Origin of the sequence: Salmonella sp. 32020114201800008SM (assembly GCF_017572025.1) — a bacterium.
Lineage (GTDB): Bacteria > Pseudomonadota > Gammaproteobacteria > Enterobacterales > Enterobacteriaceae > Salmonella > Salmonella enterica.
In genome coordinates this window covers 466,542-486,719 of sequence record NZ_JAGEQM010000003.1, presented here as the reverse complement: position 1 = coordinate 486,719, position 20,178 = coordinate 466,542, and the positions used below count along the sequence as shown (strand labels likewise).

At 48.0% G+C, this 20,178-nt stretch carries 16 protein-coding genes, 1 tRNA gene and 6 pseudogenes; 10 read left to right on the top strand and 13 right to left on the bottom strand.

What is annotated here, in order from left to right; genetic code table 11:
• Nucleotides 1-7 precede the first annotated feature (7 nt).
• The 3 genes and pseudogenes from J4613_RS11675 to sfmF all read left to right on the top strand — a co-directional run bounded on the left by J4613_RS11675 (nt 8) and on the right by sfmF (nt 4,170).
• Nucleotides 8-2,620: pseudogene (locus J4613_RS11675) on the top strand (fimbrial biogenesis usher protein).
• 14 nt (nt 2,621-2,634) lie between these two features.
• Nucleotides 2,635-3,642 (top strand): type 1 fimbria D-mannose specific adhesin FimH, encoded by a 1,008-nt coding sequence (gene fimH / locus J4613_RS11670; protein WP_111742418.1) that lies wholly within the window; start codon nt 2,635-2,637, stop codon nt 3,640-3,642.
• Between the two features lie 9 nt (nt 3,643-3,651).
• Nucleotides 3,652-4,170, top strand: a complete 519-nt coding sequence (gene sfmF / locus J4613_RS11665) for a fimbria assembly protein (RefSeq protein ID WP_000603405.1) — start codon at nt 3,652-3,654, stop codon at nt 4,168-4,170.
• 45 nt (nt 4,171-4,215) lie between these two features.
• Here the strand turns inward: sfmF and fimZ are convergent, their stop codons facing one another.
• The 4 genes from fimZ to fimW all read right to left on the bottom strand — a co-directional run bounded on the left by fimZ (nt 4,216) and on the right by fimW (nt 7,262).
• Entirely contained in the window at nt 4,216-4,848 is a 633-nt protein-coding gene (gene fimZ / locus J4613_RS11660; RefSeq protein ID WP_000801273.1) for a fimbria biosynthesis transcriptional regulator FimZ, read from the bottom strand.
• Nucleotides 4,849-5,451: 603 nt separating this feature from the next.
• The gene (gene fimY, locus J4613_RS11655) at nt 5,452-6,174 is read right to left on the bottom strand and encodes a fimbria biosynthesis regulator FimY (protein ID WP_020839508.1); all 723 of its coding nucleotides are present in this window, start codon (nt 6,172-6,174) and stop codon (nt 5,452-5,454) included.
• 18 nt (nt 6,175-6,192) lie between these two features.
• Nucleotides 6,193-6,504, bottom strand: coding sequence for a hypothetical protein (locus J4613_RS11650; protein ID WP_023237846.1), 312 nt, complete (start codon nt 6,502-6,504; stop codon nt 6,193-6,195).
• Between the two features lie 161 nt (nt 6,505-6,665).
• Complete coding sequence (gene fimW, locus J4613_RS11645; protein ID WP_000948629.1) at nt 6,666-7,262, bottom strand: fimbria biosynthesis transcriptional regulator FimW; 597 nt, start codon at nt 7,260-7,262, stop codon at nt 6,666-6,668.
• 254 nt (nt 7,263-7,516) lie between these two features.
• On the opposite strand from fimW, the gene J4613_RS11640 reads away from it, so the two are divergent.
• Nucleotides 7,517-7,593 (top strand) — tRNA-Arg (locus J4613_RS11640).
• Here the strand turns inward: J4613_RS11640 and J4613_RS11635 are convergent.
• Together J4613_RS11635 and J4613_RS22870 are read right to left on the bottom strand one after the other, a co-directional pair.
• A pseudogene (locus J4613_RS11635) lies at nt 7,552-8,748 on the bottom strand (site-specific integrase). The gene J4613_RS11640 and the pseudogene J4613_RS11635 overlap by 42 nt on opposite strands.
• Nucleotides 8,631-8,951, bottom strand: a pseudogene (locus J4613_RS22870) (DNA-binding protein); the annotation flags it as partial. The pseudogenes J4613_RS22870 and J4613_RS11635, both read right to left, overlap by 118 nt.
• Nucleotides 8,952-9,524: 573 nt before the next feature.
• Between J4613_RS22870 and J4613_RS22700 the strand changes: the two are divergent.
• Nucleotides 9,525-9,650, top strand: a pseudogene (locus J4613_RS22700) (hypothetical protein); the annotation flags it as partial.
• Nucleotides 9,651-9,684: 34 nt separating this feature from the next.
• Here the strand turns inward: J4613_RS22700 and J4613_RS11630 are convergent.
• From J4613_RS11630 to J4613_RS11610, 5 genes and pseudogenes are all read right to left on the bottom strand, one after another.
• Nucleotides 9,685-11,016: a hypothetical protein gene (locus J4613_RS11630; protein ID WP_111742417.1), complete on the bottom strand. Its 1,332-nt coding sequence runs from the start codon at nt 11,014-11,016 to the stop codon at nt 9,685-9,687.
• Nucleotides 11,013-11,933, bottom strand: coding sequence for a glycosyltransferase family 2 protein (locus tag J4613_RS11625; protein WP_111742416.1), 921 nt, complete (start codon nt 11,931-11,933; stop codon nt 11,013-11,015). The genes J4613_RS11630 and J4613_RS11625 overlap by 4 nt, the downstream gene beginning before the upstream one ends.
• Nucleotides 11,930-12,292 (bottom strand): GtrA family protein, encoded by a 363-nt coding sequence (locus J4613_RS11620; RefSeq protein WP_000915523.1) that lies wholly within the window; start codon nt 12,290-12,292, stop codon nt 11,930-11,932. Before J4613_RS11620 ends, J4613_RS11625 begins: the two co-directional genes overlap by 4 nt.
• A 422-nt stretch (nt 12,293-12,714) precedes the next feature.
• Nucleotides 12,715-12,924, bottom strand: a complete 210-nt coding sequence (locus J4613_RS11615; protein WP_000981672.1) for a hypothetical protein — start codon at nt 12,922-12,924, stop codon at nt 12,715-12,717.
• Between the two features lie 235 nt (nt 12,925-13,159).
• A pseudogene (locus tag J4613_RS11610) lies at nt 13,160-13,534 on the bottom strand (ATP-binding protein); the annotation flags it as partial.
• Nucleotides 13,535-13,543: 9 nt separating this feature from the next.
• Here J4613_RS11610 and J4613_RS11605 point away from each other — a divergent pair.
• A pseudogene (locus J4613_RS11605) lies at nt 13,544-13,777 on the top strand (efflux RND transporter permease subunit); the annotation flags it as partial.
• A gap of 50 nt (nt 13,778-13,827) precedes the next feature.
• On the opposite strand, the gene rclR reads toward J4613_RS11605, so the two are convergent.
• Nucleotides 13,828-14,682 carry a reactive chlorine-specific transcriptional regulator RclR gene (rclR, locus tag J4613_RS11600; protein WP_001727158.1) on the bottom strand — a complete coding sequence of 285 codons (855 nt, stop codon included), beginning with the start codon at nt 14,680-14,682 and terminating at the stop codon, nt 13,828-13,830.
• A 215-nt stretch (nt 14,683-14,897) separates the two neighbouring features.
• Here rclR and rclA point away from each other — a divergent pair, with 215 nt between their 5' ends.
• The 3 genes from rclA (at nt 14,898) to rclC (ending at nt 17,189) form a co-directional block, all read left to right on the top strand.
• Nucleotides 14,898-16,223, top strand: a complete 1,326-nt coding sequence (gene rclA / locus J4613_RS11595) for a reactive chlorine resistance oxidoreductase RclA (protein WP_023193456.1) — start codon at nt 14,898-14,900, stop codon at nt 16,221-16,223.
• A 156-nt stretch (nt 16,224-16,379) separates the two neighbouring features.
• Nucleotides 16,380-16,616: a reactive chlorine resistance periplasmic protein RclB gene (rclB, locus tag J4613_RS11590; RefSeq protein WP_000922172.1), complete on the top strand. Its 237-nt coding sequence runs from the start codon at nt 16,380-16,382 to the stop codon at nt 16,614-16,616.
• Between the two features lie 12 nt (nt 16,617-16,628).
• Complete coding sequence (rclC, locus tag J4613_RS11585; RefSeq protein ID WP_000362177.1) at nt 16,629-17,189, top strand: reactive chlorine resistance membrane protein RclC; 561 nt, start codon at nt 16,629-16,631, stop codon at nt 17,187-17,189.
• Nucleotides 17,190-17,267: 78 nt separating this feature from the next.
• Here the strand turns inward: rclC and J4613_RS11580 are convergent, their stop codons facing one another.
• Complete coding sequence (locus J4613_RS11580) at nt 17,268-18,443, bottom strand: DnaJ family molecular chaperone (protein ID WP_001033457.1); 1,176 nt, start codon at nt 18,441-18,443, stop codon at nt 17,268-17,270.
• Between the two features lie 325 nt (nt 18,444-18,768).
• On the opposite strand from J4613_RS11580, the gene pheP reads away from it, so the two are divergent.
• The gene (pheP, locus tag J4613_RS11575; RefSeq protein WP_000786288.1) at nt 18,769-20,163 is read left to right on the top strand and encodes a phenylalanine transporter; all 1,395 of its coding nucleotides are present in this window, start codon (nt 18,769-18,771) and stop codon (nt 20,161-20,163) included.
• Nucleotides 20,164-20,178: the final 15 nt, after the last annotated feature.

The window sequence follows — 20,178 nt, the reverse complement described above, 5'->3', positions numbered from 1 at the left end:
GAACACGATGAAGAAGACAACCTGGTTTGCAGGGCGATTTCCCGGTTATGTATCACCGTTAAGCGGCGTGGCGCTGTCGGTGCTGGCGGCGCTGTGTCCGCTGACGAGCCGCGGCGAAAGTTATTTCAACCCTGCGTTTTTGTCGGCGGATACCGCGTCCGTGGCGGATTTATCTCGCTTTGAAAAAGGTAATCATCAGCCTCCCGGTATTTACCGGGTGGATATCTGGCGTAACGACGAATTCGTAGCGACGCAGGATATTCGTTTTGAGGCGGGCGCCGTGGGTGCCGGCGATAAATCCGGCGGCCTGATGCCTTGTTTTACACCGGAGTGGATTAAACGGCTGGGCGTGAATACCGCGGCGTTCCCTGTCTCAGATAAAGGCGTCGATACCACGTGTATTCACCTTCCTGAGAAAATCCCGGGCGCGGAGGTCGCGTTTGATTTCGCGTCGATGCGCTTAAATATTAGCTTGCCGCAGGCGTCATTGCTCAACAGCGCGCGTGGCTATATCCCGCCGGAAGAGTGGGATGAAGGGATACCCGCCGCACTCATTAATTACAGTTTTACCGGTAGCCGCGGAACAGACAGCGATAGCTATTTTTTGAGTCTGCTGAGCGGGTTGAACTATGGCCCCTGGCGGCTGCGTAATAACGGAGCCTGGAGCTATTCGAAAGGGGACGGCTATCATTCGCAACGCTGGAACAACATTGGCACCTGGGTACAGCGCGCCATCATTCCGCTAAAAAGCGAACTGCTCATGGGGGACAGCAATACCGGGAACGATGTTTTCGACAGCGTCGGCTTTCGCGGAGCGCGGCTGTACTCTTCTGACAATATGTATCCCGATAGCCTGCAGGGCTACGCCCCCACGGTTAGAGGAATCGCCCGGACGGCGGCAAAGCTGACGATACGACAGAACGGGTATGTTATCTACCAAAGCTATGTGTCGCCGGGTGCGTTTGCGATTACCGATCTTAATCCTACCTCTTCCAGCGGCGACCTTGAGGTGACGGTAGATGAAAAAGACGGTAGCCAACAACGTTACACGGTGCCTTACTCTACCGTTCCGCTATTGCAGCGTGAGGGCAGGGTGAAGTATGACCTGGTGGCCGGGGATTTTCGCAGCGGCAATAGTCAGCAGTCTTCGCCATTCTTTTTCCAGGGAACGGTGATTGCCGGCCTGCCTGCGGGGCTGACGGCTTACGGCGGTACGCAACTTGCCGATCGTTACCGTGCCGTGGTGGTCGGGGCGGGGCGAAATTTGGGCGACTGGGGTGCCGTGTCGGTCGATGTCACACATGCGCGTAGCCAACTGGCAGATGACAGCACCCATCAGGGGCAATCGTTGCGTTTTCTGTACGCCAAATCGCTGAATAATTACGGGACTAATTTTCAATTGCTGGGTTACCGCTATTCCACGCGCGGATTTTACACCCTGGATGATGTGGCATACCGCAGTATGGAAGGGTACGACTACGAATACGATAGCGACGGACGCCGCCATAAAGTGCCGGTGGCGCAGAGCTACCACAATCTCCGCTACAGCAAAAAAGGCCGCTTTCAGGTCAATATTTCGCAAAATCTGGGGGATTACGGGTCACTGTATCTTTCCGGTAGTCAACAAAATTACTGGAATACGGCGGATACCAATACCTGGTATCAACTGGGATACGCCAGTGGATGGCAAGGCATAAGTTATTCGCTGTCATGGTCGTGGAGCGAGTAGGTGGGGATCTCAGGCGCCGACCGCATTCTGGCATTCAATATGTCCGTTCCGTTTAGCGTTCTGACCGGACGGCGTTATGCGCGCGACACTATTCTTGATCGTACTTATGCCACGTTTAACGCCAACCGCAACCGCGACGGCGACAATAGCTGGCAGACCGGCGTGGGCGGCACGCTTCTGGAAGGACGTAATCTGAGCTACAGCGTGACGCAAGGGCGTAGCAGTAGCAATGGTTATAGCGGCAGCGCCAGCGCTAGCTGGCAGGCGACGTATGGCACGCTGGGCGTGGGATATAACTACGATCGCGATCAGCATGACTATAACTGGCAACTTTCCGGCGGCGTGGTCGGTCATGCGGATGGTATTACGTTTAGCCAACCGTTGGGCGATACCAATGTCTTGATTAAAGCGCCGGGAGCGAAAGGCGTGCGCATCGAAAACCAGACCGGCGTGAAAACGGACTGGCGGGGCTATGCGGTAATGCCCTACGCCACGGTATATCGCTATAACCGCGTCGCGTTAGATACCAACACGATGGACAACCATACCGATGTCGAAAATAACGTCAGCAGCGTGGTGCCGACAGAGGGCGCGCTGGTGAGGGCCGCTTTTGATACGCGGATAGGCGTAAGGGCAATCATTACCGCGAGGCTTGGCGGACGTCCGTTACCGTTTGGCGCGATAGTACGAGAAACCGCCAGCGGCATTACCAGTATGGTCGGCGATGACGGGCAAATTTATCTGAGCGGCTTGCCGCTAAAAGGTGAACTGTTCATCCAGTGGGGAGAGGGGAAAAACGCGCGTTGTATCGCCCCTTACGCTCTGGCGGAGGATAGCCTGAAGCAGGCGATTACGATAGCCAGCGCGACCTGTATCCGTCCGTCGTCATAAAAGGAAAAATAGAGATGAAAATATACTCAGCGCTATTGCTGGCGGGGACCGCGCTCTTTTTCACCCATCCCGCGCTGGCGACGGTTTGCCGCAATTCAAACGGGACGGCGACCGATATCTTTTACGACCTGTCAGATGTTTTCACCAGCGGCAATAATCAGCCGGGACAGGTGGTGACGTTGCCGGAAAAATCAGGTTGGGTCGGCGTAAACGCGACGTGCCCGGAGGGGACAATGGTAAATTATACCTACCGAAGCTATGTATCAGAATTACCGGTACGAAGCACCGAAGGAAATTTTAAATACCTCAAACTGAATGACTACCTTCTGGGCGCGATGAGCATCACCGATAGTGTCGCTGGCGTATTTTATCCGCCCCGTAACTATATTCGCATGGGCGTCGATTCTAACGTGTCGCAGCAAATGCCGTTTGGCGTGCAGGACTCAAAGCTGGTTTTTAAATTAAAAGTGATACGGCCTTTTATTAATATGGTGACGATCCCTCGCCAGACAATGTTTACCGTCTATGTGACGACCTCTACCGGCGACGCGTTGAGCACGCCGGTGTATACCATTAGCTACAGCGGCAAAGTGGAAGTACCGCAAAACTGTGAAGTGAATGCCGGACAGGTCGTGGAGTTTGATTTCGGCGATATCGGCGCGTCGTTATTTAGTCAGGCGGGGGCGGGTAATCGTCCGCAAGGCGTCACGCCGCAAACGAAAACCATTGCTATCAAATGTACCAACGTCGCGGCGCAGGCCTATTTATCGATGCGGCTTGAAGCCGAAAAGACCTCAGGACAGGCGATGGTGTCCGATAATCCGGATTTAGGCTTTGTGGTTGCTAATAGCAACGGTACGCCGCTCACACCCAATAATTTGTCGAGCAAAATTCCGTTTCATCTTGATGATAACGCCGCCGCTCGCGTAGGTATTCGCGCCTGGCCAATCAGCGTGACGGGGATTAAACCGGCGGAAGGGCCGTTTACTGCGCGCGGCTATCTACGAGTCGATTATGATTAAGGAGGCATAATGATCCTTCGGCGCGTTTTCATCGCTATCGGTTGTGTTTTGTTCAGCCCACTGAGTCAGGCCAACTCATCTCTGGGCGAAGTGAATATTGAACTGCGCGGTAACGTGGTGGATTTTACCTGTGCCGTGGTTGCGGGCGACAGTAACAAGTCGGTTAACCTCGGCACCTGGCCGACAAAACAGCTTCACGCCGCCGGTGACGCTACGCAACCGGTAGCCTTTAGCCTAAAACTTGAAGGTTGCCCGCCGGGGTCGGCGTCTATAACGTTTTCCGGGACGCCAGCGCCCGGCACGGCATTACTGGCGCTTGCTGATACGGCAATGGCGCAAAAACTGGCGATTGAAATTCGCGATGGCGATCAACGTCGATTGCCACTTGAACAGGCCAGCAAGGCCGTCGATATTGACAACAACGGCAATGCTACCCTGAAATTCTATGCGAACTATATCGCCTTAGCCGATGGCGTGCAGCCCGGACTTGCTAACGCGGATGCGACCTTCCTGATCAATTACAATTAGTGTCCGTTATTGTGGCTCCCGAACGATAATTCGCCGGGAGTACATTTACAATAATTCGTGTGATTTGGCGTAATCGATAAGCTCAACGATAGAGTGAAGGCCAAGTTTAGAAAATATATTGGCCTTATGCGCGCTGATAGTCTTGTTACTCAATAAAAGTTGCTCGGCAATTTCTTTGTTAGACATTCCATTGGCCAGATAGCGCAGCACGGTAACTTCGCGGTTAGAAAGTGGCATATCATGGTGCCCGCCTTTGGGGGTACGGGTATTACTGATAAAGTTAAGCGTCTCAGATGGGAAAAAAGAATAGCCGGATAAAATCATTTTTACCGCATTATAAATATCATTGAGGTCTTTGCGTTTACTTACAAATCCGTTTGCGCCCGCTCTTATTGCTCTTCCGGCATAAAAAGCCTCTGATTTCGACGATAAAAAAAGTATCCGGGTATGTTCCTGGATAGATTTGATTCGTTTAAGTAAGGTAAAGCCGTCGGTGCCCGGTAATTCAATATCCAGAATGACAAGGTCAACAGGATAAGTGCGCAGATACTCTATCGCCGTTCGGCTATCATCCGTTTTCAGGACAACCTGAATATTGCTATTTTTACCGAGTAAAACTTCGATCGACATTCTTACAATAGGGTGTTCGTCCATAATGATAACAGATGCAGGTTTCATTGTTGTATGCCTCAGACTGTTATGCGTCCTTCGTTTTATAATAAGCGTCAGACACCTTAAAGATTGTGAAATAGCCAGATCTACACACCACACAGTGGAGCAATAATAAAGAATGAGACCTCCCTGTTGACTGGCTATTTTGCGTAAGAGTAATAAATATGTGGAATATCCATTTCGCACCAACAAAAAAGAAATTTCTGATTAAGTAAAAACAATATGGATTATACCTGGTCTGATTTCTCGGAAAAGTCTTGCGAAATGCGAATTATGGATAGCGGGTAGGATATTCTGTGACGTTATAGAAAATTTGTTCGTGGTGGAGCTATTTTCTTTAGAGTTGACATTGAGTAGTTTAAACTGTTGTTTTTAAGTATAAAAATAATATGAAAGACTAATTGTTTAGTATTTGTTATGTAATAACAGAAAGATGTTGACGCTGGAGACCTCGAAAAACGAGGAGGAACAGGGGACGATGTAAGAAAAAAATTTTTATCGCTTACCAGGACGAGTTGTAAATATTAATTTTATGTGAAATATTTACATTTAATGGAAGTGAAAATAAGTAATTTCTTAAAAAATCTTATTCACCAAAACGTTACTTCGTTAAAAAATGTCGTGGAAAGTAACGTTTAGCTGCTGGACCAGCCGAAGAAAGCTTTGCCTGTGGGGAAGGTTAAGGAGGGTGATAAGTTGTTTAAGCCGGTAAACTGCACGATGATAAGGTACGCTTTGCTGACGTGCTATTTCTTTTAAAGAGGCGCCTTGCGCTAAAGTTTCAATCATCAACCAGTCAGTACGGCTAAAGCTTTCCGATAAGCGAGGTTTGGAGGCTGATAACAAGGCTTCGCGTACTGAGGCCAGATTTTGTCGTCGCGACAGGACAAAAAAACGCCCAGCCATACGGATAAACTGTGTTATAGCGGGGGTTTTATCTGATACCAGCAGGTAAATCTGGATATCGCTTTGTTGCCAACTGAGCGCGCGTAGCTGGTTAAGCGCCTCAATACAGGAGACAGGTAGCGTCTCCATATCTACAATCAGTTGTCTGAGCGACCCCTTTTCAATCCACAAAGAAATGTCATCTAATGAGCGGAATGCAGCGGTACGTTTTCCGGAAAATAAGTAGTGACTCAATGAATAGCCGAGGTAGTTATCAGTTGTAATTATTGCCTGGGAAATGATACCAACCGGCAAGGCATAATTAAGCTGTTGGTCCAGTAACTCAAGGCGATCAAATATCTGCGGCGTTGGAGAGTGATAACGGCAGGCGCAGTCTTTGGCATTTCTTAAACGGCGGTGTCTTTCCCTGCGTGGTACGCTGCGCATCCTGCTTTTTCCATTGCTCTAATATATATCTGGTAATATGGCTGGCCATAAATAACCTTGTCCCATCGTTGCAGCAGCGTAAAAAGCAATGCTTCGTTGCTCTGATGTTTCAATGCCTTCCATCAGCATTAACTGCTGAAAAAAAACTTCGCTATCATGTTTTGACGGAAGTTGCGTCAGGACCTCATAGCCGATTAATTGCGCAGTTGAGAGATTAACGATTGGCTCAGATTTTAACAATCTGCTGTTGAGATATGAATGACGTGTTGGCGAAGACGCCAGGTGTGGGGGATTTATCCTTTCCTTTAATAAAGTACCCTGTGCCACCAAACACTCCTCCAGGCATTTATGATGCAGCCATATATTTTCGACCCCTGAATCTATCAGGATATTATGGGCATCATTGTGGCAGCGTTAAAAAAATGCCTGTAGGTATCGTTACTTAATTATTGGTGAGATATTTCGTAAGCCTTGTAAAAAGTTAAGTGGGTTTACTTACTGAGTAAGAAATGAAGGTTAACTCTAATATACTTTAAAAACTGCTGCTCCGTTTTAACATGTAATTTTCGCATAATGCTCCGGCGGAGTGACTTTGTCTGCTCTTCAGAAAGTGAAAGTAAAGCGGCCGTTTCGCTTAAATGATAACCGCTGGCGATCAGTTTTAACAGGTGACGTTCTGTTACTGAAAAATGACGAGTCGTGCAGTAGTGACAAATGCCAGAAGGGACGCTATGTCGAAGCGCTCGTTTATGTAAGATCAATATCATTTTCCGGGTAATTTCTTCAACATCATCTTCCCGATAAATATGCGGCAGCATATACAGACATGGTCTGAACATGAGCTTTTCTTTATCGCATTTATTACAAATAATCACCCGTAGCTGATGTTGGGTATGCATAGGTATCTGGTAACAGCCTGCGCTGAACCAATCATCATCCAGGGCCAGGAAAGCGATATCGGCATTATCTATCTCTTCTGGCGGCAGAAAGTCAATTTTCTGCTGCCATTGATTCGCCAGACGCGTCATGATGATTTTCAAACCATGCTCAAAGTGACTGTTTTGTTCCTTAATAGCGATACTCAGCATAAAAAATATCCTACACGGCAGGTGAATCATGGTGAAATATTAAAGAAACTGATTGATTTTCTAAATACTGGCGGCCTTAATTCCCACTTTATGCGTGCTGAGATGTGTCCAGGCGATTTCCTGGAACCTGGCATTGCGCCAGAAAAGACGATATTCGTACACTTAGTCAGCAACCAGAACAAAAGCCATTGACTCAGGAGTACCTGACCGTATAATTCTCGCGTTTCGTCTACACGAAGTCTTCACTTCACAAGGCGCCCTTAGCTCAGTTGGATAGAGCAACGGCCTTCTAAGCCGTGGGTCGCAGGTTCGAATCCTGCAGGGCGCGCCATCTAAAAATCAACGCGTTACGCTTCTTTATTCCCTCCTTATTTTCCATATGGGACATATTTGGGACATCATCACTGAAAATCGAGTCAATTTGCTTCGCGTGTTCTGTTAAATGGTTCGGCGCAAGGTGAGCATATCGGCGCACCATCTCGATGCTCTCCCATCCTCCCATTTCCTAAAGCACTGACAGTGGAACTCCTGATTGAATTAACCAGCTTGCCCATGTGTGCCTAAGGTCATGAAAGCGAAAATTATCAATCCCCGCTCTACGGCATGCTGCGTTCCATGCTGTTTGATCATCCAACCTCATTTTTCTGACAGCTGAAGTTTTAGAGCCATCAGGACGAACTCCGGGCTTAGTATACACAAACACCCATTTATGATGCTTACCAATCTGGTCACGCAGAACCTTACAGGCAGTGCCATTCAGCGCTACGCCAATAGCGCGGTTTGACTTGCTGTCTTCAGGGTTCACCCAAGCAACACGACGCTGCATGTCGATTTGCTGCCATTCCATATTAATGATGTTAGGCCGCCGAAGTCCTGTTGCTAGCGCAAATTTAACAACAGATTTCAACGGTTCCGGATATTCTTCAATAAGTCTTTTTGACTTATCACGCTCAAGCCATCTGACACGCTTGTTTCTGACAGCAGGAACCTTGATTACAGGAGCTTTCTCCAGCCATTTCTAGTCACGTTCTGCCGCCCGCAGAATTGCCTTCATCAATGCCAGATGCTTGGCTTTGGTGGCGGTGGTGACCAGTTTAGCTGAATAGACTGGTGCTAGCTCTCCATTCTTTTGCGCCGCGGCAGCTTTGATTTTCCATATCTTAAGCTGCTTGCGGTTGCTCATCCTGTTCACTGCTGAGTAAATCTTTTGCTCGGTAATATCCTTTAATCGGATCCCCTCAAAATGCTCCAGCCAGAAAGCCATACGGCTGCGGTCATCCTTCAGTGATTTCTTCTCTGCCTTTTCCTCAGGCCACCTCATTCAGGCATCGTCAAACGTTACATCAGGGAAATCGCCAAGCCGGTCTTCTCGCCACAATTCAGCTTTGCGCTTGTCATGTAGCTCAGTAGCGAGCCGCTTGTCGGAAGTCCCAAGGCTTTCCTTAATTCGCTTCCCGCCCGGTGTCGAGTAGGACGCGTACCATATTTCACCTCTGTGGAAGAGTGACATTGTTTTTCCGCTGTTATGCCATCACCCGCGCTCACGGCGACAGTATGCAGCGGGGAGTTAAGCGCCGCAATGCAGGCCTGTCGTGTTGTTAGGTAAGGGAATTTAGGTTTTGAAGGGTTTTTAAGTGTTGCCTGATGTCGGCCTATGCGAATCCAGTTTGTGGCGGTGGGTCTGGATATCTGAAGAAATGCACAGGCCCCATCGAGTGTGAGGCTGTGTTATTCCATGGTTACTCCGATAAAAGAAATCCCCGCGAGTGCGAGGATTGTTATTGCTGCGGTGATGCTGGCAGTTACACAGAATTACTGACAGGCTCAGGTGGTGCTGTATGGTGGGATTATATAGAAGGATCTGAATACAATCTTTCAGACATACTTTTACAGACAGCATCAACACGTGCTGATGCTGAACTCCCCCTTGCCAACGCAAAAGTTTCTGCTACTGTAGAGCAGACTATATGTGCATATGGTGCATCAATTGGGATTACAAACTCAAACGTTTTAGCTAAGTTCAGACAAACATCACTTTTACATCCAGTTGCCGTTAATGGTGCGACTGGTCCTGGGACGCATATAAACATAACCCCTGGATGTCATGTGTCCATCGAGAATCAAAGTGATCAAAGTGGAAGTCCTTATGTTAAGTATAAGACTGGCATCACTTATAGTGATAACCAGTAGTATATGTATCTATCACTGTTGATGATAATATCGGCACTTGGTTCTGGAGGGAGGGGGTAATGATACCTTTAGTTATCGTCTGTAAATAGAGGTGATATTACAATAAACAATGAATCAGGGTATTTGATAGTCTATACTGCCATTCTATCAGGGGCAATAGTCACTCCAAGAGGCGGAGAAATTAGGTTGGTATTATAGGTTGTGCGCGCCATGAGAGGCGCGCAATTTTGCTTTAGTGTTTCACATTGCTATTTTCTTGATTTCTTTGCGTTATTTTATACATCAAAAAAACAAGTGTTATGTATAAGCAAAGGTCGAAAGAGAAATACATTCCAAACAAATGTTTGCTTAAATCTCTATACCCTTCCCCGAAAAAAGATACATAAAATTGAGACATTCCAAAAAGAGATGCTACAAATAAAGATGCCTTCACTTTATTATTTTTAATAAAAACCGAAGTGACAAAAAACAATAACAACGCCGTAAATCTAATGTTTTTAAATATATGATCTTTTATGTTGGTAATCATTGTTAGTATATTTGATGCACCATAAATGATGTGTAGTTTTTTATATACATGGAAATAATTTTCTTTATATTGAGCCATCACACCATCATCAAATGGAAGCTTGAAGATGGTGCTTGGCTTGCTAACCAATAAATAGAGTGCATTTGAAAATTTTTCATTATTATGAGATTCGAAACATTTTGTCCCGACTTCTGTTGGGACTGCGCCAAAGGATATGTCGAATTTATTACCCCAGGCATCTAATCCAATACATTTATCATCAACATAAGAGGGGACTTTATGCCCATTGTTTTTCATATAAAGATAAGTTCCGAAGTATGTTGCATGGTACTTATTTAATTCAACAGCACCTTTTGAATAAGATATTGCAAATATTGACGCCAGCAAGCACCCCCCGCATATTACAGACTTAATAATTAGTTTACGTCTATCAAAAAATATATAATATGAATACACTATGAGCGGACTTAATATAAATTGGCTTTTTGCAGTGGATATTATTAACAACGAAGCAAATAGCAATAGTATAGATTTATTATTTTTGCATGTTAAAGAATACACCAAAAATGGAAGGCAAATTATAATTATTTGCTCTTGATAGAATGAGGTAAACATTGACAGTGTTGATGATGAACACATAAGAAAAGCCAAAATAAAGAAAGCAAATAAAGATACATATCTTTCTGTTTTTATATATGAGGCAAATATTGCATACAAGGAATAAATATATATTACCTTTAAAAGTAATGATAACAACTTGGCATCAAGGTATTCAGTAAAAAGGCTAATCAACAAGACATACGCATACAGAATATAACTATATGAACTTATATAGTCATAGCTATTAATTGAACCAATGGGACTTTTCAATTTATACAATAAAGGTAAATCATATGTAAATGCGGGTATATCTTCAATTAATGGCTTAATGGCTCTTCCAAAATCAGATGTATTTAACATCATTATGTTTTTAGATAGAGCGCAAATAATTAACACAAAAGAGATATATAATGATATTTTTATGACTTTATTCATTTTTTGCTTCTCTTAATGATGTATTTCGGGCGTTTTTTAGTTTCAACGTATATACGGCCAATATATTCACCTAATACTCCTATGCCAATCATCTGAATCCCGCCTAAAAACAGTATTGAGACAAGTAGTGAAGGGTATCCCCTAACAGTATTTCCAAATATGATAGTATCGAAAATCATCCATGTCCCATAAATAAATGCTACACTAGCGACGGCTAATCCTATGTATGTCCAGATGCGAAGAGGGAAGGTAGAAAAACTGGTAATACCCTCAAGTGCTAAATTCCAAAGTTTCCATCCGTTAAATTTAGAATCACCAGCTATTCGCTCAGCGCGGGCGTATTCAACTACATCAGTCTTGCCGCCCACCCATGACAGAACGCCTTTCATAAACAGATTACGTTCGGGCATTAATTTAATATTTTCGACAACTTCACGACTCATTAACCGAAAATCGCCAACGTTCTCTTCGATTTTCGGATTGCTGATTTTGTTGTGCAGCTTATAAAACCACTCAGCTGTCTTACGCTTCATGCGCCCGTCAGTTGAGCGGTCTGAGCGCTTAGCCAGCACCATATCCGCGCCAGCCTGCCACTTCTCAATGAGATGGGGGATTACTTCTATCGGATCCTGTAAATCGACATCAATAGGAATGACCGCATCCCCGGTTGCATGGTCGAGACCCGCGAAAAGAGCAGGTTCTTTACCGAAGTTTCGCGTAAACGAAAGCGGAATAACGAGCGGATCAGATGCAGCTATTTTGTTAATTATTGATTCAGTCGCATCTTTGCTTCCATCGTTGATGAAAACAATCTCAACTTCATACGGTTTTAGCTCTTCAAACTCGCGAACCGTTTTATAGAAAATAGGTATCGTGGCTTCTTCATTGAAGACCGGAACGACTAACGAGATTTTCATTTCGCATCCCTAAAGACAATGAACTTTGAATAAATGAATCCGCATATCAGGCTGATAGCTGAAAAGGTGACAAGAGTAAGGAGTGGCGGCAGGGAACATTTGTCAGCCATCCAGCCAACAACGGCGCTCAGTGTTCCCATAAATCCCACGTACATCATGTAGCGAAGCGTGGTGGTGCTGGCGTTAAAGGTGAAGCGCGCATTGGCATAGAAGCTGAACGATACGGCGATAACAAAACCGGAAAAGTTCGCCAACGCCTGATGCGTATGCATCCCATACACACAAAAAGCAAATACGCCCCAATGAATAAGCGTGTTAAGAACACCGATCGATGTGTACTTAGCGAATAACTTCAACATTATGAAAATCAGCGGATTCGGAAAGGTCTGGAGTGTAGCACTACAAATTGCTTTGATCGATATAAACGATCAATAATGTGGTATTCAATAGTTTAAAGTTATTGTTATCTTATTAATTGATCGTTGTTACCGATCAATTGGGGCTACTGATTGCTAAGTAGTTTGGGACAAAAACGGGACACACAAAGCTTTGCATCGGCTTGCAAGTCTTTGCATGTTTTTCGAGGATGGGGCGAGTGAGCGCCGTAGTAATGGAATAACTTGTTGTTAGCTCAGGTAGTTCCAGGAACATCTAAGCCGTGGGTCGCAGGTTCGAATCCTGCAGGGCGCGCCATTTAACCTCTCAAAATTATGTTAATCCGTAAGCTTCTGCGGCGGCGACGTTGCGCCATCCGCAGTACGTGACGCTAATATGCAAATAACTAATTGCGTTTAATCTGTTTATGGTGCTCCTCAGCCTGGATCTCGTGGGAGAAAGAATGGGCATTATTCATCGATTGATGGATGACCATTGCTTTTTCATAGTCGTCCATTTCAGAAAAGGATGTCGCATTTTCCACAGTAGCCGGGGCGCTGGTTTTCTGTGTCTGAGCCATTTGCTGATGCGCGAAGGCGTCACCGTTATTCATCATCTCATGCGCCGTGGCGGATAATTGGCGAGATTCCATTTTCTCTGCGGCTTTTACGCCAGCTGAAATAAAAAAACGACAGCTAAAAGGGATGTAAACTTATTCATCTTATTTCTCCGGTGTGGGTTAATAAGAGAAATAATAAAACAGTCGTTGGGGCTGGCGCGTGACAGGATAATGACGATTATATCAGATTATTTTGCTGGCTAGTGATAGCGCCTTTCACTATCGCTACAGTTCAACGGAGGTGTTTGGGTAATGTCAAAATAAAACGAGTAGCGCGCGTATCGGAGGTGACAGAAACTTTTCCCTGATGCGCAATGACGATGGATTTTACAATTGCCAGGCCTATACCGCGGCCTTCCCCTTTACGCTGGCGGGAGGGAGTAACGTGATAAAAACGATCGAAAAGGCGCGGCAAATGTTCCGGCGCGATTGGCGTACCGGGGTTTTCAACAATAATATGTATCTGGTCGTCCGCTTCTTTTATCCGAAGAGTAATGGTTTTACCCGGCGGCGTATAGCGCATCGTATTAGAGAGTAAATTACTGATCGCTCTGCGTAGCATGATGGGATCGCCGGTGATTCAGCAGGCGCGGCCTTCAAAGCGCAAGCTCCCAACACCTTTTCGGCAGAAAAACTCGATGAGGCGCTTTACCACGGGGCGGTGCTCCGGGTGCGGCCAAAAGCCATGACGGTAGCGGTGATTATCGCCGGTCTGCTACCTGTTTTATGGGGGACCGGCGCGGGTTCTGAGGTGATGAGCCGTATTACCGCGCCGTTGCTGTCGCTGTTCATCATTCCGGCAGCCTACAAGCTGATGTGGCTGCGCAGGCATCGTCGCCTTGCGGCATAACGTGTGTCGCCCGCCTGCGGCGTCAAACTGTAGGCGGGTTCAGTATACGTTTATCGTCCGAGCGCGCTGACCCGTTTGCGGTACTCGCCTGGTGTACAACCGAATTCACGGACAAAAGCTTTGTGAAAAGAAGATTCGCTCGCATAACCTACCGACTCGGCAATCACCATCACCGGCAGCGCTTCACGCGACAGGGTCTGGGCGGCGATTTGCAGGCGCAGCGTTGTTAACACGGCTAAGGGCGTTGTAGCGGACACGTCGCGAAATAGCTGGGCGAAGCTCGCCCGCGACATGTGTACCCGTTGCGCCAGCGTTTCGACCGTCCAGGGATGCGCCGGTGTTTCCAGCATGTGAAGGATCACGCGGCCCAGCCGGGGATGCAGCAATAAATTGAGCACGCTTTTCGCTGTGCCAGCCTGCGATAGCCAGTCGCGAACGGCGAGGGTAAACAGCGTGGCGCACTGCTGACTGTATAAGACATCAGCGCCAGGTAAATGGCGTTCTGACTCCTGCTGTAACAGCAAAATGGCGGCGTTAAGCCAGATACTGGCGGGGCTATGCGGCGGCGGGGCAAGACATAACACTTCCGGCAACGCGGTAAGGAAATAACGTGACGTCGTGTGCAGACGTAGACTACCGCACACGATATGTGTCGGTGCTTCGCCAGACTGGCGCAAACGGTGGGCGGAGTTTTGCGGCAGAATCACCACCTTTCCCGGCGTAAGTATCATGGCGTCGCCGGTAGGTATTTCCAGTTGCGCTTCGCCCTGTGTAACGGTATGCCAGCGAATCACCGATAGCTCGCCAGCGGCGTGCGGTAACTGCCAGTCGCCGCCTAACGGGCAATTCTTGTCGATTGAGCCCTGAGGGGCGTTAAGCGTCAATAGCCGACTAAGCGCATCCATATAGACTCCAGAACAGATTTATTTTCAAAACTAGAGATAACCATTTCTGTCTCTGATCACTATATTTCGGACTCAATGTCATTTCTACCCTTGTTTTTGCTAACCGCCAATTTAGACGATAAGACAAAAAATGGCGCGTTGCGGATAACCCTGTCTTTTTTGACGTTATTTATACTTGTCCTGACAAACAGATGGTGATTTGGCGGAGAAAGAAGATGACACAGTATCAGGCGCTCATTATTGGTTTTGGCAAGGCAGGAAAAACGTTGGCGACAACTCTGGCGAAGACGGGATGGCGCGTGGCGATTATCGAACAGTCCGCCAGTATGTTCGGCGGAACCTGCATCAACATTGGCTGTATTCCAACGAAAACGCTGGTGCATGATGCGGAACGTGAGGGCGATTTTTCAGTCGCCATGCAACGCAAAGCGGCGGTCGTAAATTTTTTACGCGACAAAAATTTTCATAATCTTGCCGACCTGGACAATGTCGATGTGATTGAGGGAAGGGCGGAGTTTATTGATAACCATACCTTACGGGTATTTCAGGCGGACGGCGAGCGGGTGTTACGGGGAGAAAAGATCTTCATTAATACTGGCGCAGAGTCGGTGATCCCGGCTATTACGGGCTTAACAACGACGGCAGGGGTGTTCGATAGCACCGGGCTACTCAGCCTGAGCCAGCGTCCGGCGCGGCTGGGGATTTTAGGCGGCGGTTATATTGGCCTTGAATTTGCCTCAATGTTCGCCAACTTCGGTACGAAGGTTACTATCTTTGAAGCAGCGCCGCAATTCCTGCCTCGTGAAGATCGGGATATCGCGCAGGCAATTACCCGCATTTTACAGGAAAAGGGCGTCGAGCTGATTTTAAACGCCAACGTACAGGCCGTATCCTCAAAGGAGGGCGCGGTACAAGTAGAAACACCGGAAGGCGCGCATCTTATGGATGCCCTGCTGGTGGCGTCGGGGCGAAAACCGGCGACGGCTGGTTTACAGTTGCAGAACGCCGGCGTGGTGGTGAACGAACGCGGCGGGATCATCGTGGATGATTACCTGCGTACCACGGCGGACAATATCTGGGCGATGGGCGATGTTACCGGTGGGTTGCAGTTTACCTATATTTCACTGGATGATTTTCGTATTGTACGCGACGGGTTATTGGGAGATGGCAAACGCAGTACCCGCGATCGCCAGAATGTTCCGTATTCCGTCTTTATGACGCCGCCGCTCTCTCGTGTCGGGCTGACGGAAGAACAAGCGCGGGCAAGCGGCGCAACGGTGCAGGTGGTGACATTACCGGTGGCGGCGATCCCTCGCGCCCGTGTTATGAACGATACTCGTGGCGTACTAAAAGCGGTAGTGGACGTGAATACGCAGCGTATTGTAGGGGTGTCATTGTTATGCGTCGATTCTCATGAAATGATTAATATCGTTAAAACCGTTATGGATGCAGATTTACCTTATACGGTGTTACGCGACCAGATATTTACCCATCCTACAATGAGTGAGTCTTTAAACGATCTCTTCTCTCTCATTAAGTAAAACATAAATAACGTAGCCCTGTTAATCAGGGCTTTTTTTGGCCTGTCAGGCTATAAAAATACGCCAGGACAAATATGCTGGCGTCTGAAAGAAAAGGCTTTAGTCAGGCGTAACGTATTATAACACCATTGAAATAACCCACGACTGGAAATCTCGATGTTAAAAGTTACCACACTTATTGCTTCATTATTGGCTGCGCCGCTGGCGTTTTCCGCCTCCGCCCAGCCGCTAACCGGCGTTGAATATATCAGCGTTTCTGCGGTGTCAGCAACGCCGTCAATGCTTGAAGACGCTATTGCCAGACTGGCGCAAAGTAAACAGGCGTCGTCATGGAAAATTACGTCCATGCGTATTGATAATACGGGTTACGCCACTGCGATATTATATAAATAAGGAGAGCCTGAGATGGATAAATATCTTCGTCTGTTAAGTCAGGGGGATCGGCTTGGATTAACATTAATTCGCCTGAGTATCGCCATCGTTTTTATCTGGATTGGACTACTAAAATTTGTGCCCTATGAGGCAGACAGTATTACCCCGTTTGTGGCGAACAGCCCGTTTATGTCTTTTTTCTATGAACATCCTGAAGAATATCGTCAGCATCTGACTCATGAGGGCGAACTAAAACCGGAGGAACGCGCCTGGCAAACGGCCAATAATACGTATGCGTTTTCGGATGGTCTGGGCGTGGTGGAATTGATTATCGCGGCGCTGGTACTGGCTAACCCTGTCAGCCGCTGGTTAGGGCTGGCGGGCGGCGTGCTGGCATTCCTGACGCCATTTGTCACGCTGTCGTTTTTGATCACCACGCCGGAGGCCTGGGTTATGCCGCTGGGCGATGCGCATTATGGTTTTCCGTATTTATCGGGCGCCGGGCGGCTGGTATTAAAAGATACGTTAATGCTGGCAGGTGCGGTGATGATCATGGCGGACTCCGCCCGTTCGTTACTTTTACAGCGACAGTAGCGCCCCTCTTACCCTCTTTATGCCGCGATTCGTCGGGTGGCGCTTGCGCCATCCGACAATGTGTTGATGAATGATGGACTACCCTGACAGAAGTTCCTGTTCCACCTGTTGAACCTGCGCCTCCAGCGTATTGCGAATTTCGGTTAGCGCCCGTTCCTGCTCGGAGAAATAGGCTTCCTTATCCGCAACGGAAGAGGCGAGCCGCCAGGCGTTTTCCGTTTCCAGTTGCGTTATCTCTTTCAACAGCGCGTCGATTTGCGTGCGGAGCTGGCGTATTTTATGGCGCAGATGTTCCAGATTATTTAGCCTGTCGCTTGCCATCATCGGTTCCAGACCGCTTTGCAGCTGCGTCAATAACGCGCGAATTGCCGCCAGATCGGCATTCTGCCGCGCCTGATTAAGTTGTACCATCATCTGGTGCGCTTTTTCTTTTAATTCATCGGCGACCACATCCGGGTGACACAGGCGGCTGGCCTGACGCCACAAACGTTTTAATTCACTGCGTTCGTCTGCCGACAAACGTTGATCGCGAGCGTAGCGGAATTGCGCTTCCTGCTGCTGCTCCCGGTACTGGTGATAGTCCTGTTCCGCATTTTCCTGCGCCTGGCGGAATGCGCTGTCGTCCTGATGGGAAAAATCCGCTTCCAGCTCGCGAATTTCCGCCAGCAACGCGGTAATTAATTCCGTCTGCTGCTGGATTCGCTGACGGATGCCCACCGCTTCGCGCGAGGCGGCATTCAATCCTGTCCACTGCTGTTTTAGCGTTGCCAGTTGATCCACGGCCTGGGAAATAAATTGCAGGCAGGATTGATAATCCTTTTCCCGGCGTTTTATTTCGGCCTCTTGCTTACGCTGCATACTCACCGCGAGCTGTTTACGCAACTCCAGAATACGGCTCATCAACGGCCCGAGACGCAGATGATAGAGGTCGTTGAAATCGTCGAGGATTTGTACCCGCGCATTTCGTTTGTCAATCAGATCGCGAAGTTGGGCTTCAAGCGCTTTCAGCTCCAGTTTACTGGCGGCAATAGAGGGATCTTGCCACGTCGAGAGCGCCCGTTGAGCCTGTAGCCAGGCGGCGATCTCTTGCATGGCGTCACTGAATCGACGAGCTTCAATCGCCTGGGCAATCGCGCTGATTACGGCATCCTGCGGCTCATTTTTCAGGTAGATGAGCTGCTGACGGATAATCTCTTCGTCCTCAAGTTCGATGGCGCTTTTGATGATCTCTAAACGTTTGATGATCTTATTCATGACGTTGATGCCTGGCGTGGCTCAAAAACGGATAACAGATACCAGGTCTGATTCACCTTTTTGAAAATACTGAAAAAATACTAAATGTATTCTGTAGGGTGTCGTACTTTTCGTCCAGAGTTATTCACATATTTTATACTCGGCGTCTGTCACCCGTAACGTTCTATATCGGCGCGCACTCTTTTCTTTTTACTCCCCGCGACATCTTTTTTTACACGATAACGTTAACGTCCGGAGTTGAGCCTTGACAAACGATTGCGCCTTGCGGCAGCGAGAGCGAAATGTTAAAAGGTGCCCCTCAATAAAAACGATACAGGGGTAGGACGTGAAAAACGCGTCAACTGCATCCGGCGCCAGCGTGTCGGATGCCGCGTCGAAGAATGAACCGACGCTTCAGCGGGGGTTGCAAAACCGCCATATTCAGCTAATTGCGCTGGGCGGCGCCATTGGCACCGGACTGTTTCTGGGCATCGGCCCGGCGATTCAAATGGCGGGGCCGGCTGTTTTGTTGGGCTATGGCGTTGCCGGGATTATCGCTTTTCTCATTATGCGCCAGTTGGGTGAAATGGTCGTGGAAGAGCCGGTTTCCGGATCGTTTGCCCACTTCGCCTGGAAATATTGGGGGCCGTTTGCGGGCTTTTTGTCGGGCTGGAACTATTGGGTCATGTTTGTGCTGGTCGGGATGGCGGAGCTGACCGCGGCGGGCATCTATATGCAGTACTGGCTGCCTGACGTACCAACATGGGTATGGGCGGCGGCGTTTTTTATTATCATTAATGCCGTGAATCTGGTGAACGTTCGTCTGTATGGCGAAACGGAATTCTGGTTCGCGCTGATTAAAGTGCTGGCGATTATCGGCATGATAGGTTTTGGTCTGTGGCTGCTGTTCTCCGGCCACGGCGGCGAACATGCCAGCATTGATAACCTCTGGCGTTATAACGGTTTCTTCGCTACCGGTTGGCATGGTTTGCTTCTGTCGCTGGCGGTGATTATGTTTTCTTTTGGCGGACTGGAGCTGATCGGCATTACTGCGGCGGAAGCGCGCGATCCACAAAAAAGCATTCCGAAAGCGGTGAATCAGGTGGTATACCGTATTTTGCTGTTCTACATCGGTTCGCTGGTGGTGTTGCTGGCGCTCTATCCGTGGGTAGAGGTGAAATCCAATAGCAGCCCTTTTGTGATGATCTTCCATAACCTGGACAGTAATGTGGTGGCTTCGGCGCTGAATTTCGTTATTCTGGTCGCGTCGCTTTCGGTGTATAACAGCGGCGTTTATTCGAATAGCCGAATGCTGTTCGGCCTGTCCGTACAAGGCAATGCGCCGAAATTTTTAACCCGCGTCAGCCATCGCGGCGTACCGGTGAACTCGCTGATACTTTCCGGAGCGATTACCTCGCTGGTGGTGCTGATCAACTATCTGTTGCCGCAAAAAGCGTTTAGCCTGTTGATGGCGCTGGTTGTCGCGACGCTATTGCTAAACTGGATAATGATCTGTCTCGCGCATTTACGTTTTCGCGCGGCGATGCGTCGTAAAGGGCGCGAGACGCAATTTAAGGCGCTGTTCTATCCCGCCGGAAACTATTTGTGCATTGCGTTTCTGGCGCTGATCCTGGTGTTAATGTGTACGATGGACGATATGCGATTGTCGGCGATTTTGCTGCCGGTATGGATTGTATTCCTGTTTATCGCGTTTACAGTTTTGCGCCGTAAGGCTCATTAACTTTTTTGCCCGATC

Coding starts and splice junctions, on each gene's coding strand:
- fimH (WP_111742418.1), top strand. CDS start 2,635: ATGAAAATATACTCAGCGCTATTGCTGGCGGGGACCGCGCTCTTTTTC.
- sfmF (WP_000603405.1), top strand. CDS start 3,652: ATGATCCTTCGGCGCGTTTTCATCGCTATCGGTTGTGTTTTGTTCAGC.
- fimZ (WP_000801273.1), bottom strand. CDS start 4,848: ATGAAACCTGCATCTGTTATCATTATGGACGAACACCCTATTGTAAGA.
- fimY (WP_020839508.1), bottom strand. CDS start 6,174: ATGCGCAGCGTACCACGCAGGGAAAGACACCGCCGTTTAAGAAATGCC.
- fimW (WP_000948629.1), bottom strand. CDS start 7,262: ATGCTGAGTATCGCTATTAAGGAACAAAACAGTCACTTTGAGCATGGT.
- J4613_RS11630 (WP_111742417.1), bottom strand. CDS start 11,016: ATGAATAAAGTCATAAAAATATCATTATATATCTCTTTTGTGTTAATT.
- J4613_RS11625 (WP_111742416.1), bottom strand. CDS start 11,933: ATGAAAATCTCGTTAGTCGTTCCGGTCTTCAATGAAGAAGCCACGATA.
- J4613_RS11620 (WP_000915523.1), bottom strand. CDS start 12,292: ATGTTGAAGTTATTCGCTAAGTACACATCGATCGGTGTTCTTAACACG.
- J4613_RS11615 (WP_000981672.1), bottom strand. CDS start 12,924: ATGATGAATAACGGTGACGCCTTCGCGCATCAGCAAATGGCTCAGACA.
- rclR (WP_001727158.1), bottom strand. CDS start 14,682: ATGGATGCGCTTAGTCGGCTATTGACGCTTAACGCCCCTCAGGGCTCA.
- rclA (WP_023193456.1), top strand. CDS start 14,898: ATGACACAGTATCAGGCGCTCATTATTGGTTTTGGCAAGGCAGGAAAA.
- rclB (WP_000922172.1), top strand. CDS start 16,380: ATGTTAAAAGTTACCACACTTATTGCTTCATTATTGGCTGCGCCGCTG.
- rclC (WP_000362177.1), top strand. CDS start 16,629: ATGGATAAATATCTTCGTCTGTTAAGTCAGGGGGATCGGCTTGGATTA.
- J4613_RS11580 (WP_001033457.1), bottom strand. CDS start 18,443: ATGAATAAGATCATCAAACGTTTAGAGATCATCAAAAGCGCCATCGAA.